This is a genomic window from Flavobacterium fryxellicola (assembly GCF_900143245.1).
In the GTDB taxonomy this organism is placed as follows: Bacteria; Bacteroidota; Bacteroidia; order Flavobacteriales; family Flavobacteriaceae; genus Flavobacterium; species Flavobacterium fryxellicola.
Window position 1 is genome coordinate 210,351 of sequence record NZ_FRDK01000003.1, and the last position, 13,680, is coordinate 224,030.

The 13,680-nt window shown below is 33.4% G+C and carries 12 protein-coding genes; 9 read left to right on the forward strand and 3 right to left on the reverse strand.

From position 1 onward, the window contains the following. The first annotated feature begins 19 nt into the window (after positions 1 to 19). From BUA03_RS07075 to BUA03_RS07085, 3 genes are all read left to right on the forward strand, one after another. A complete protein-coding gene (locus tag BUA03_RS07075; protein WP_066080026.1) occupies positions 20 to 2,263 on the forward strand; it encodes a M1 family metallopeptidase in 2,244 nt (747 codons plus the stop codon). Positions 2,264 to 2,374: 111 nt separating this feature from the next. Beyond that, the gene (locus BUA03_RS07080) at positions 2,375 to 2,776 is read left to right on the forward strand and encodes a twin-arginine translocase TatA/TatE family subunit (protein WP_066080022.1); all 402 of its coding nucleotides are present in this window, start codon (positions 2,375 to 2,377) and stop codon (positions 2,774 to 2,776) included. Next, positions 2,776 to 3,354, forward strand: a complete 579-nt coding sequence (locus BUA03_RS07085) for a phosphatase PAP2 family protein (protein WP_066080019.1) — start codon at positions 2,776 to 2,778, stop codon at positions 3,352 to 3,354. The genes BUA03_RS07080 and BUA03_RS07085 overlap by 1 nt, the downstream gene beginning before the upstream one ends. Positions 3,355 to 3,456: 102 nt before the next feature. On the opposite strand, the gene BUA03_RS07090 is transcribed toward BUA03_RS07085, so the two are convergent. Further along, positions 3,457 to 4,098 (reverse strand): O-methyltransferase, encoded by a 642-nt coding sequence (locus BUA03_RS07090; RefSeq protein WP_066080016.1) that lies wholly within the window; start codon positions 4,096 to 4,098, stop codon positions 3,457 to 3,459. A gap of 81 nt (positions 4,099 to 4,179) precedes the next feature. Here BUA03_RS07090 and rlmN point away from each other — a divergent pair, with 81 nt between their 5' ends. Further along, positions 4,180 to 5,226 carry a dual-specificity RNA methyltransferase RlmN gene (rlmN, locus tag BUA03_RS07095; protein WP_066080013.1) on the forward strand — a complete coding sequence of 349 codons (1,047 nt, stop codon included), beginning with the start codon at positions 4,180 to 4,182 and terminating at the stop codon, positions 5,224 to 5,226. Positions 5,227 to 5,267: 41 nt separating this feature from the next. On the opposite strand, the gene BUA03_RS07100 is transcribed toward rlmN, so the two are convergent. Further along, positions 5,268 to 6,122, reverse strand: a complete 855-nt coding sequence (locus BUA03_RS07100) for a hypothetical protein (protein WP_066080010.1) — start codon at positions 6,120 to 6,122, stop codon at positions 5,268 to 5,270. Positions 6,123 to 6,291: 169 nt separating this feature from the next. On the opposite strand from BUA03_RS07100, the gene BUA03_RS07105 reads away from it, so the two are divergent. The 4 genes from BUA03_RS07105 to BUA03_RS07120 all read left to right on the forward strand — a co-directional run bounded on the left by BUA03_RS07105 (position 6,292) and on the right by BUA03_RS07120 (position 10,411). Continuing rightward, positions 6,292 to 7,269, forward strand: coding sequence for a polyprenyl synthetase family protein (locus tag BUA03_RS07105; RefSeq protein WP_066080007.1), 978 nt, complete (start codon positions 6,292 to 6,294; stop codon positions 7,267 to 7,269). A 234-nt stretch (positions 7,270 to 7,503) separates the two neighbouring features. Further along, complete coding sequence (locus BUA03_RS07110; protein WP_066080004.1) at positions 7,504 to 8,064, forward strand: RNA polymerase sigma factor; 561 nt, start codon at positions 7,504 to 7,506, stop codon at positions 8,062 to 8,064. Then, the gene (locus tag BUA03_RS07115) at positions 8,051 to 8,782 is read left to right on the forward strand and encodes a hypothetical protein (RefSeq protein ID WP_066080001.1); all 732 of its coding nucleotides are present in this window, start codon (positions 8,051 to 8,053) and stop codon (positions 8,780 to 8,782) included. The genes BUA03_RS07110 and BUA03_RS07115 overlap by 14 nt, the downstream gene beginning before the upstream one ends. Before the next feature lie 33 nt (positions 8,783 to 8,815). Continuing rightward, positions 8,816 to 10,411, forward strand: coding sequence for a hypothetical protein (locus tag BUA03_RS07120; protein ID WP_245792574.1), 1,596 nt, complete (start codon positions 8,816 to 8,818; stop codon positions 10,409 to 10,411). A gap of 62 nt (positions 10,412 to 10,473) precedes the next feature. On the opposite strand, the gene BUA03_RS07125 is transcribed toward BUA03_RS07120, so the two are convergent. Further along, positions 10,474 to 11,562, reverse strand: a complete 1,089-nt coding sequence (locus tag BUA03_RS07125; protein ID WP_066079999.1) for an ATP-binding response regulator — start codon at positions 11,560 to 11,562, stop codon at positions 10,474 to 10,476. A 202-nt stretch (positions 11,563 to 11,764) separates the two neighbouring features. Between BUA03_RS07125 and BUA03_RS07130 the strand changes: the two genes are divergently transcribed. Continuing rightward, entirely contained in the window at positions 11,765 to 12,544 is a 780-nt protein-coding gene (locus tag BUA03_RS07130) for a response regulator (protein ID WP_066079995.1), read from the forward strand. Positions 12,545 to 13,680 lie beyond the last annotated feature (1,136 nt).

Here is a 13,680-nt window from a genome sequence, read left to right on the forward strand (position 1 = left end):
AAAAACCAGATTCTTACCTATGAAAAAATTATCATTATTTTTATTTCTTCCTGCATTATTGTTTGCGCAGGAAAAAACAGCACCCGTTACACCAAAACAAACCGGAAAGTACGACAGCAATAAGTTTAGCCAGATGTACGATTTGCTAGCCACCCCTAACATGTTCCGTACAGCTTCAGGAGCGCCCGGCCCAGCGTATTATCAACAACAAGCAGATTACAAGATCAATATAGAGCTTGATGATAAAAACTCTAAATTAAGCGGTTCAGAAACCGTTACCTATTACAATAATTCGCCAGATACATTAGAGTATTTATGGGTACAGCTGGATCAAAATCAAGCCGCGAAAACCTCTCAAACGCCATTAGCAGAAAGTCAAAGAATGGAGCAGGTTTTTCCAGCAGGAAACTTTGCTAATAAATTTTTGAAGCAAGAGTTAGAGCGTGGATTCAACATAGAATTTGTGAAAGATGCTAAAGGAAGTCCTTTATCTTACACCATCAATCAAACGATGATGCGTATCAATTTAGACACACCAATGAAGCCGGGGGAGAAATTTTCTTTTGCCATCAAATGGTCTTATAATATTAATAATTATAGAGCAGAAGGAGGTCGTTCTGGATATGAATTATTTGAGAAAGACGGTAATAAATTATATGTAATTGCACAATTCTATCCTAGAATGGCAGTATACAATGACGTGGAAGGATGGCAGAATATGCAGTTTTGGGGAACAGGAGAATTTACGTTGCCTTTTGGAAATTTTGATGTCAATATTACTGTTCCTGCGGATCATGTTATGGAGGCAACGGGAGAGTTGATGAATAGAAGCGAAGTGTTTACACCAGAGCAAGTAAAAAGATACGAATTAGCCTTGAAATCGTATGATAATCCCGTGGTTATTGTAACTCAAGCGGAAGCGGAAGCTACCGAAAAAGGATTTTCGGACAAGAAGAAAACATGGAAATTCAGTGCTAAAAACGTGAGAGATTTTGGAATTGCTACATCAAGAAAATTTATTTATGATGCCATGGCAGTGAAGTTAAACGATAAAACGGTTTTAGCCGTTTCAGTATATCCTAAAGAAGCAAATCCACTTTGGGGTGAAACTTCTACTAGAACAGTAGCACATACTTTAAAAAGCTATTCAGCCCATACTTTTGATTATCCTTATCCAAAAGCAGTTTCCGTATCGGCAGAAGATCAAGGAATGGAATACCCTATGATTTGTTGGAATTATGGTCGTCCTGACGAAAAAGGAGTGACAGCTGAGCGAACTAAAAACGGAATGATTGGAGTGGTTGTTCATGAAGTAGGACACAACTTCTTTCCGATGATTGTAAACTCTGATGAGCGTCAGTGGTCTTGGATGGATGAAGGATTGAATACTTTTATGCAATACATGGCGGAACAAGAAATGGGAACTAATTTCCCTTCTAGTCGTGGACCAGCAAGTAAAATTGTTCCGTACATGAGTGGAGATCAAAAATTCTTGGAGCCTATAATGTCTAACTCGGAAACGATTGTCCAGTTTGGAGCTAATGCGTATGGTAAACCAGCAACAGGATTGAATATTCTTAGAGAAACGATCATGGGAAGAGAATTGTTTGATCATGCTTTCAAAGTATATGCGAACAGATGGAAGTTCAAGCATCCTACACCAGAAGACTTTTTTAGAACCATGGAAGATGCTTCTGCGGTAGATTTAGATTGGTTTTTTAGAGGCTGGTTTTACTCTACTGATTTTGTAGACATCGGAGTGAAAGAGGTAAAACAATATTATGTGTCTGTGACTGCTACTAAAGAATTGAAGGACGCTGTAGTTAGAAGAGGAAGATTTGGTCAAGAAAAAGGACCTTTCGTCTATTTAGTTCCTAGTGCAAGCGAAGAACTATCTGCTAAGGATAAAAAAGCATTAGCCCTTGCAGACGTAAATTTACTTTCGGAATATGTCAGTAAAAATTTTACGGCTGATGAAAAAGCAAAATTAAAGTCACCAAAGTATTTCTATGAAGTCGAATTCAACAAACCAGGTGGTATGTTAATGCCTATTATCGTTGAACTGACTTATGAAGACGATACAAAAGAAATGTTTAAATATCCAGCTCAAATTTGGCGAAAAAATAATGATACCGCTAAGAAAGTATACGCTACTGAAAAAGCGATTAAAAAAATTCAAGTAGATCCAAAATTAGAAACAGCTGATATTGATGTGACTAATAACACTTGGCCTAAAGAAGAAATAAAGACCAAATTTGATTAGAAAAAACCTAAATTTTAAAAAAGACTCTGAAAAGAGTCTTTTTTTTTATGAAATAATTAAAAGTCAAAGATTCAAAAAGTAATATCTTTGTAACATTAAAAAACAAAATATATGTTTGGTATAGGTGGAGGTGAATTAATTTTTATCATGTTTATAGTATTGATGCTTTTTGGATCTGATAAAGTTCCTGAAATAGCTCGTACAATGGGTAAAGCAATGGCGCAATTGAAAAATGCTACCAATGATATAAAAAGTGAAATTCAAAAAGGAGCAGAGGCAAATGGTTTTGATGCAAAATCATTGAGTGATATACGAGGAAACATAACCTCTGAAATCAATAAAGCTAAGGACAATCTATTAGGCGATACTTCTCAATTTAATGATATATCTGCAAACATCACCACAGAAATAAACAAAGCCAAAGACGGTTTACTAGGAGAATCAACGGCTCCAATAGAGGCAACTAAAGAAGCAATTGAAGAGAGTACTGGACCTATAAAACGTCAGGGATAATGCTAGAAAAATTACTCCCCTTAGATACAGAATTGTTTGTGTTTTTAAATGGTCTAGGTTCGAAAGGTTATGACGGACTTTGGTTAATCATAACCAAACAGAGCAATTGGATTCCACTTTTTTTGCTTTTATTGTATGTTATTTTCAAAAAATTGGGAGCAAAACAGACATTGTATTTACTCTTTTTTGTAGCTATCCTAGTAACTTTTACCGATCAAATGACCAACGTATTTAAAAATGGGTTTGAAAGATTACGGCCATGTAACAATCCTGAAATCAATTCGTTTATCCGTGTGGTTCAAGTCAGAAGATCCTTTAGTTTCTTCTCAGGTCATGCCTCAAATTCAATGGCCGTTGCTACACTGATATATTTTACTTTGAGATCGTATTTCAAATATTTTAGTCTGCTGTTTTTATGGCCTTTTATCTTTGCTTATAGCAGAATTTATCTGGGATTGCATTATCCTCTAGACATTTTATCCGGTTATTTATTTGGATTTGCCTCTGGTTTTTTGATGTTTAAAATATACAAAACAGCACAAAAAAAGTTTTTCCCCTTACCCGTTAAAGAAGTGTAGCAACTTTATACGTCCAAAACTCAGGATGGTTATATCCTCCCCAAAAGCGCGGAACGCCACCTGAGGGCAGGCCCTTTCTTCGATAATTGTGTTGCAATACAACTAGAGCACTCTACTCACCGTCAATCCATCTCGAATAGGCAACAAAACTGTTTCTACTCTGGAATCATCTGCTAATAACTGATTGTATTCCAATAACACTTTTGTGCTCAAATCCTTCGGATTTAGCGGTTCCAGAACTTTACCGCTCCACAAAACATTATCCGATAATATAATTCCTCCCTTATTCATTCTTGGAACAATCAATTCAAAATAGTTGAGGTAATTCTCCTTGTCAGCATCAATAAAAACTAAATCGAATTTTAGATCAAGGGTAGGAATAATGTCAACTGCCGCTCCTAAATACTGAAATATTTGTGTTCCCCAAGGTGATTTTTCAAAATGTTTTCTTTGAAAATCCACTAATTCTTCTTTGATGTCGATGGTATGAAGTGTTCCATTTTCCTGCATGCCTTCGCATAAACACAAGGCGGAGTATCCTGTATACGTTCCAATTTCAAGAATGTGCATTGGCCGAATCAGTTTAGCCAACATACTCAAAACGCGACCCTGAAAATGACCGCTTAACATTCTTGGCAACAAGATTTTTTGGTAGGTTTCTTTGTTTAAAGCAGCTAGTAAAGCCGGTTCTTTTTCAGAATGTTGCTCGATATAATCTTCTAATTCTTGGGAAATGAAATGCATTGTTCAATTTTTTTTCAATAGAGTACAAAGTTATCAAATTATCAAAACAACAAATCAACAAATTGTCATTAAATTTGCACCATGGAAATGGAGAAAAAAGACGTACGAGCCTTATCAAAAGAACAATTACGAGATTTTTTTGTTGTTAATGGCGATAAAGCCTTTCGTGGCAATCAAGTCTATGAATGGTTGTGGAGTAAAGGCGCACACAGTTTTGAGGATATGACTAATGTTTCTAAGGGAACACGAACAATGCTGGAAGCTAATTTTGTTATCAATCATATTAAAGTCGACACGATGCAACGCAGTGAAGATGGAACAGTTAAAAATGCCGTTCGGTTGCACGATGGATTGGTGGTTGAATCAGTTTTAATCCCTACAAATACCAGAACGACGGCTTGTGTTTCCAGTCAAGTAGGCTGTAGTTTAGATTGTAATTTTTGCGCAACAGCGCGATTAAAAAGAATGCGCAACTTAGAACCTGCTGAGATTTACGATCAGGTAATTGCCATAGATAAAGAAAGTCGGTTGTATTATAATCATCCCTTGTCGAATATTGTTTTTATGGGAATGGGAGAACCGCTCATGAATTACAATAATGTGCTGAAGGCAATCGAAATGATTATTTCGCCGGAAGGTTTGGGAATGTCACCAAAACGAATTATGGTATCGACTTCGGGAGTCCCTAAAATGATTAAAAAACTGGCCGATGATGACGTTAAATTCAAACTCGCTGTTTCTTTGCACTCCGCTATTGACGAAATTCGTTCCAGAATTATGCCGTTTAGCACTAATTTTCCGTTAGCTGATTTACGCGAATCATTAGAATATTGGTACCGAAAAACCAAAAGCAAAATCTCATACGAGTACGTGGTTTGGAAAGACATCAATGATAATAAAGAATCTATTGATGCATTAGTAAAGTTTTGCAAATACGTTCCTTGTAAAGTCAATCTAATTGAATACAATCCTATTGATGATGGAGAATTTCAACAAGCTTCAGAAGAATCTATAAATGCCTACATCCAAGCGCTGGAATCAAGTGGAATTGTTGTGAAAGTAAGGCGCAGTCGCGGAAAAGATATAGATGCAGCTTGCGGCCAATTGGCAAACAAAGAAGCTGAATAAAGCAGGATCACTATTTTTAAGATGCAATCCTGTTTTAGTTTTTATTTTTCTAATATAATTTCTGTAGCGACTCCATCAATCGTTAGTATGGCTAAATTATCGCATGTTCCTTTGCCAAAGTCCAAGGTTCCTTCAGATTTATTTTTTGTGATTGTAAGAATGCCTTCTACGGGAAATATGGATTTACAGCGCAACACGTAACGCAGTGGTGTTGTGATCACACGGCTAATGGAAGTTCCATTTGGAAACAGAGTAGTGCTATTCCCTGTTACCAGAAAAATAGTGTCTTCCCAGCTAAGAGGCGTATTGTTACCTTCAATCATTTCTTTTGTTTTAGTACCTGTCCTAGTATAAATTTTTCCGTCTTCAAAAGTTATTTTCATATCAACGGTTAAAATTGAGACAGGATGGACGGTTGCAAATAGTTTAGTAGTTTTTAGAGAATAACTGATGGATTTATTCCCCTGCAGCAATTTGCCATTGTGATAAAAATTATCAAAACTATAGGATAAAGTCCTTGAAATGGCATTAAAATCATTAGAAAATCGGATGGTAATTTTTCCTTTTATACTATTGCCATTTGGCAGCGTACAACCTACTGCATTAAAGTCGATTGTTCTCTTCCAAGTATCATTAGCTAATATAGTGTTAACTGTCGCGCATTCAGGCAGAAAGCTTTTGATTGTTGTTTTAGTCTTGTTAGCAGTACTTTGTTGCACCGCATATTGATCTTCTACAATATTTATAATGTCATCTAAGGAGGCATCAATTTTAGAATCTACGGTAATATCTTTAACCGATAATGCAGTAGTATTTTCAATTTTATCGCTAGTGTCACAACTACTAAAAAAACGTAATGATAAAAATATGATGAGTATTATTATTGTTGTTTTCATAATGGCTTTATTGAGTTAATTTACTCGTAATCAATTGAATAATAAAAAGTTAGACTCTTGTCGTGCTGAATTTTTGTTTTTGTAATTTTAGTCATGGGTAGTAAACAATTCAATTCTAAGTGTAAAATAGATAACGTTCTTTTATTTAAAATAGTATCTTTGAATTCTAATGAATGTGACCTCTCAAATTAAACAACCTATTTTCGATGAAATGGAACTTTTTGAAAAAAAGTTCTATGAATCTATGACTTCAAATGTGGCATTGTTAAATAGGATTACTTACTATATTGTCAATAGAAAAGGGAAGCAAATGCGTCCCATGTTCGTTTTTCTGACGGCTAAAATGGTTTCGGGAGGTATAGTAAATGAACGAACGTATCGAGGCGCATGCGTTATCGAACTTATTCATACTGCAACATTAGTTCATGATGATGTAGTGGATGACAGCAATCGCAGAAGAGGTTTTTTCTCCATCAACGCACTTTGGAAAAATAAAATAGCAGTTTTGGTTGGGGATTATTTGTTGTCCAAAGGATTGTTGCTTTCTATTGATAATGGTGATTTCGATTTGCTCCGAATTATTTCTGTCGCTGTTCGCGAAATGAGTGAAGGTGAGTTACTGCAAATAGAAAAAGCCCGAAGACTAGACATCACAGAGGATGTTTACTATGAAATCATTCGAAAAAAAACAGCAACACTTATTGCTGCTTGTTGCGCTCTGGGAGCAAAATCAGTTATTGAAGATGAGGTTCAGGTAGAGAATATGCGAAAATTTGGGGAGCTTATTGGAATGGCTTTTCAAATTAAAGATGATTTATTCGATTATACCGATGAAGCCATTGGAAAACCAACTGGAATTGATATTAAAGAGCAGAAAATGACTTTGCCTCTTATTCATGTTTTGAATACTACTACTTCTAAAGAAAAGAGCTGGTTAATTAATTCCATTAAGAACCATAATAAAGACAAAAAACGAGTGAAAGAGGTTATTGCTTTTGTGAAAAACAATAATGGTTTACTTTATGCGGAACAAAAAATGGTTGAATTCCAGCAACAGGCACTTCTGCTTTTGGATAATTATCCTAATTCGGATTTTAAAGAGGCGCTGATTTTAATGGTTAATTATGTCATTGAACGGAAGAAGTAACTTTTTTCACAAAATATTTTTCCTTCTAAACTACCGCCTGTACCGTCTTTTTTTGATTTTATTTTGATGAAATTAAAAAAATTTGATTTCTGATGCAACCTTTTTGCAACCTATCTCGTCTATGCTAATAGAAGACTCAGCCAAGATCACAAATCAGTTGCAATAACAAGGAAAAATTGTGCCGTTGCTATGAAGTTTTATAATTGTTATTGAATTTTGCCATTGCAAATATTTATGAAAGTAATCCACTTACATCATCAGGAAAATGAATTAATCCAGTTGGCTGTCGAAAGCAATCGACAGGCACAACAGCGGATTTATACCCAGTTTTCTCCAAAAATGTTAAGCGTTTGCCGGCAGTATATAAAAGACATTCACGAGGCCGAAGACATCATGATTACTGCTTTTATGAAAGTGTTTACAAATTTGAAAAATTTTGAGCATAAAGGAAGTTTTGAAGGCTGGATTAGAAGAATTATGGTCAACGAATGTATTTCATTCATTAGAGTCCAAAAAAAGATTCGTTATCTAGAGGAAGAGAATTATTTTGAAGAAAGTTTTAATACTATCGAAAGTCAATTTTCAGTTGATGAAATTCAATTTTTGATAGACACTTTGCCAGATGGTTACAAAATGGTTTTTAATTTATATGCAATTGAAGGCTTTAAACATCAAGAGATTGCTATGATGTTAGGAATCAAGGAAGGAACATCAAAATCACATTTATCACATGCTAGAAAAATGTTGCAAGGACAGCTTAACAAGTTAAAAAATTACGACAATGGAACCGAATAAATTTGAATTGCAGTTCAAAGAGAAATTAAATTCTCGAGAAATTCAACCATCAGAAATGACTTGGAATAAACTAGATGCTATGCTTACAGATGCTGAAAAACCAAAAGCTAAATTCCCTAGGATGTATGTTGCCGCAAGCTTTGTTGGTTTTTTATTGCTAGGAACTTTTTATTTTAATCAAAAGGGAAATACTATGAATAATAGTAAGGTAGTTCTAGAAACTTCAGTTGCTCCGCCAACTACTGTCGGACCTGATAAGCGTTTAAAAGCAGCAAAAGAGCAAGAAAAAGGATTAGTTTTTACAGTTGTACCAAAATCAATATCAAGAACTAACGGAGCGCCAATTTTAAAGGTAAAGAGCACAAGCAACGGTTCAATGCGAAATCAGGAAGTTGCACTTTTAATCAAAAATCATTCGCAAGAGGATACAACAATAGGGGCGATTGCTACAAATGCGAATGACGAATTACCACCTAAAAGTAAATACATTTCAGCAGAACAGTTATTAGCACAAGTAAGTAATACTAAATCTAAAACAAGTTTAGCAGCTGTAGCAATTGAAAAAACTAGGAAAGGAGTTGAAGTTAATGCAAACCGTTTGTTGTCGGAAGCTGAAACAGAATTGAATCAATCTTTTAGAGCGTCTGCTTTGGACCGGTTGAATAAAAATTTTAATACTATAAAAACAGTTTTAGTTAATAGAAATTACACAGAATAATAAAAATCAATCATCAATCAAAAAACGAAAATCATGCAAAAAATTATTTTATTTACAGCAATTTTAATGGTTGCTATCGTAACCCAATTAACAGCTCAGGAAGTACATACCGAAAAATATCCTTCAGCATGGAGTTATAGGGAAACTGAAACTGGCACTTATGAATTGGGTCCCGACAAAACCGCTGAATTCACCAATCAAAATGTTCTAACTATCAAATCTGTTAAAAGTAAAATTAATGGGTTTGGGAATATTATGAAAAGCGTTAATTCTGAATTATATGCAGGAAAAACGGTTAAAATGACCGGTTATGTAAAAAGTGAAAACGTAAAATCGTGGGCAGGGCTGTGGATGCGAGTGGATTATTACACTGCTGCCGTTTTGGCTTTTGATAATATGCAAAATAGAGCGATAAAAAGAACCACGGATTGGAAAAAATACGAAGTTGTTCTCTTTGTGCCAGCGGAAGCAACATCGATTTCCTATGGTGCTTTATTAGAGGGAAAGGGTCAAATTTGGTTTAAAGAGGTAACACTTGAAATAGTTGATGATGCTGTTCCGGAAACGGGTATGAGTAAAGGAAGAGAACACAAAATAATTTCATTTGAAACTAAAGCTAAAGCAATTAGCAGTGAAATTAAAGCCATAACAGACAGTCAAAAAAACGCCTTAAAAGCTGAAATCGACGCGTTGGATAAGCAAGTGGAGAAAAAAATAATTTCAAAAGAACAAGCGGAAGTATTAAAACTTAAAAAAGCAGAAGAGCGTGCGACTGTTATTGAGACAAAAGTGGCGATTGAAGAAGCAAAATTAAATCAATTAGTACAAGATAAAGTAGATGGAAAGTTTGAAGATGATAAAGAGAGTAAAAGAGGCGGTAGGTCAATTGTGATAGGCGGCAGTAATGATTCTATTGGGGCGAATGAAACCGAAATTAATATTGCATCAATGAAAGTTTATAATGGACAAGAAGATAAAGAAGATCGCCAATCAAAGCGAACTACTACGCAGGTGGTTTTTGCTACGGGCCTAAATAATGTAGTAACAAATGGGTCTGTCAATAAATCAGATTTTAGGTATTTAGGCTCTCACTTTTATGAATGGGGATTGACATACAACACAAGAATTTTTGATCAAAATAATTTATGGCATGCAAAATATGGTCTTTCGGTGGTGTATAACAATTTGCGCCCTACTGATAACAGAAATTTTGTAGTAAATGGAGAACAGACTAATCTAGAACTGAATGTGGTGAAGCACGAGGATTCTCGTTTTAAGAATGTAAATTTAGTGCTGCCATTCCACCTAGAATTAGACTTCACAAAAACCAAAGAAAGAGAAGGGAAGACTTATTTTAGAACACACGATAGTTTTCGTCTTGGTATAGGTGGTTATGTAGGGACAAATCTAAAATCAAAACAATACCTAAATTATGATAGTGATGCGTATAAGGTAAGAGAAATAACCAAAGGTGATTTCAATTCCGCTACTTTTATTTATGGGTTGAGTGCGTATGTTGGTTACAAAAATACAAGTTTATACTTAAAATATGACCTAAATCCTTTGTTTGAAGATACTATAGTAAAACAAAATAATGTTTCTTTAGGGGTGCGTTTTGACTTAAATTAAAGATTAAAATGGAGCTGTAAAAGTTAAATATATTGAAATTCAAGAAGCAATAACCTAATAAGTTAATGTAATTGTTCAGGAGATAAGGGAAGGAAAAGTGAAATTTTAGTTCCCTTATTTTCATTTGAAATAATACTGAAAACGCCTTTTATCTTTTTAATTATAGTTTTACTTAGATAGAGACCCAGCCCCAATCCTTGTTGCTCTCTTTCATCACGATTGAATTGTTGCGCCGCATTTATGGTCTTTAATTCTTCGGGACTAAATCCTATTCCGAAATCGTGGATAATCAATTCATAATAGGTGTCGTTATATTTTTCTCCAGAAATAATTATAATTGTATTTGTTGGCGAAAATTTTAAAGCATTGTCAATTAATTCAAAAAGTATAAAATCTAAGTTTTTTTTACTAATTTTTAAATTGGATTTGTCAATTTCAAAAGTGATTCTATTTTCTTGATTTTTATAGGTAGTGAGAATTTTCTTTTTTGTTTTCCAAAATACATTTAGGATTTCACACTGTTCATTATCTGAAAAATTCAGTTCATTATTTTTTAAACTTTCATAAAGAATTAGGTTCTGCATGGTTCTATTCAAGCGTTCTCCAGATATTTTTATAGCATTATAAAAAGTTTTTCGATCTTCTTTTTCCAAATTATTTACGTTGTCAAGTAAGAGGTCTATGGAGCCTAATATGCCGTTAAGAGGCGTATTGACTTCGTGTAAAAAATATTTTTTTTCGCCCACATAAAGATTATTGTGAACATTTTTTATCTTTTGGAATCGATCAATTTTTGTTGCTATTATATTTAATAATTCTTTTGTTTTAAAGGGTTTTGATATAAAATCATCTGCTCCATCGAGCATGCATTTTCTCATTAGGTTATTTTCCTTTTTTGCGGTCATAAAAATAAAAGGAATGGCTACTAAGGACTTATTCTCTTTTACTATTTCATGGAATTTTGTACCGTCCATGATAGGCATCATTATATCACATATAATTAAATCTGGAATCCAATACGCTACAATATCTAAAGCTTCTTGTCCATTGTTGGCAGATTTCACCTCGTAGTTTTTGTAAATAAGAAGTTCAGTTGTGGTTTCTCTAATGTTTAGTTCATCGTCTACCAAGAGTATTTTGTTTTTGTTCATAGGGATAAGGATAATAATAGGTTGCTGGAAACCCTTTTTTAGTGCTCAAATTTTACAGCTTCAGTCGCTAAAATAGATTTTGGATAAAGCGCTAATTCACTAATTTACAAAGATATCTTAATTTTAATTTTAGTTCCACTAGGTGTAAATAATTTAAAAAAAAATAGCTATAATTTAAAATTGTATTGGTTAATTTCACGCAATGAAAAATCAAAAAATAAAAATAGTTTTAATTGAGGATGATTTAGTTTTAGGAAGTTTGATTCTGGAATTATTAACGTTGAATGATTTTTTCGTTGATTGGTTCAAAGACGGTTTAGAAGCACTAAAACACCTTCAAAAAGAAGTGCCTGATATCATAATTAGTGATTTTATGATGCCAAATATGAATGGGGAAGAATTATTTTTAAGAATTCGAAAAGATAGTAAATACCATGCTGTTCCTTTTATAATAATTACCGCTAACATGGAGGAAGGGGTTAAATACCGTCAACTTAAAAATGGTGTAAATGATTACATAATGAAGCCATTTAAAGTAAAAGAGTTGATTTATAAAATCAAGAATGTAATTGATTTTAAAAAAAATATCGAAAAGAAACTAAGCCCTGATCCATTCTCAAAAGTTACTATAAAGTTGTCTGAAAAAGATTTTATAACTGCGGTAAATACAATCCTCTGTAAAAATTTAAAGTCTAAAGTTGACATTGATGACTTATCTAAAAAACTTTTTATTAGCAGGTCCACTTTGGATAAAAAAATCAGAAAGCACACCAACAAAAACATAACCCAATATATAAGGGAGTATAAGCTTGATTTTGCAATTAAGCTCATCGATTTAGGAGAAAGAAATATTCAGTTTTTAGTAGATGAAACGGGCTTTAATTCCTTTTCTTATTTTTCCACAAGTTTCAAAGCGTATCAAGGGATGACTCCATCTGGTTATATTAAGTCTATTCATGACAACAATCATCCGCAAGGCTAATAAAGATCCTAAAATTAGTACCATTTTAAATCATTTCTTTTGTTTTTTAATTTATAAGTCAAAAAGGAATTAATCCCTTGTCAGGATTTTATATTTAGTACTAATTCTATGAAAAAATAAATTATGAACACTCCTCTTTCAGATAGTGATTGGGCTAAACTGGATGTTTTGCTAAAGAATAAAGACGAGAATTTAAATAAAAAAATTAGTCTCTGTATCAGCATAGTACTCCTTCTTGGGGTGTTTATCGTAGTTTTCGCATTTTTTATTTTCGAAATATTTAAATAGCATCTCTGGTTTTTATACTTGATCGACTTCATTTTAAGTTCAGTTTTACCAATATTACCAAAGGAATTATTTAGATAAATATGGTAAAATCAACTCCTAATCTATATTTTTTATCAACAAATTACTGGTTTTATTAATTGGTGATAAAAAGTAAATCGAAAATTTAGAAAGCAAAATGTAGTCCTTAATCAATAGTCTTTTGTTACTATTTAAAATTATCACCACTTCTTTTTAACCTATCCCTTAAAATCTATGTTTAAGTCACGCCTTAATATAAATTTGGTGGTAAGATTTGGGGTTCTTACCGGACAGCTTACTTAAAATTTGTTAGGAGTAATAAGTTTTTATAATTAAGATTTGGTTGATTAATGTGAGCTGTTTTTGGTAGGAATAATGTAGATTTAATCATGTGTCAACATGATTTTACTTTAGGAAATAAGCATAATAATTCGCTTAATAGTTCTTTTTTTTAGGCATTTTAGGAGAAAAATTAGTGGTTTGTAGTAACGGACATAAAATAGCTTTAAACTTAAATCAAATAACTAATATTAGAATTACAAAGAGTAGAGTTTTGTCAATAAATGCTTTAGTGCTAGTTATTCTTTATTTATGCTGGTATGCAATACAAGTTTCTTATAAAATAAATTTCCCGTTGCAAAGTCTTTTCGCGGTACTTGTCCTTTTCTGTATTCGATTTTCTCTAACTCTTCGCTGGTATTCCTATAAGTTAGTACTAAACACAAAAGGTTCTGAGTTTTTAGCAATAACACTATCTAAAAAGCATATTTTTCACGCTTATTCATTGCTTGACCAGTTTGTCAATAACAAATTAATTTGTGCTAAAGAGG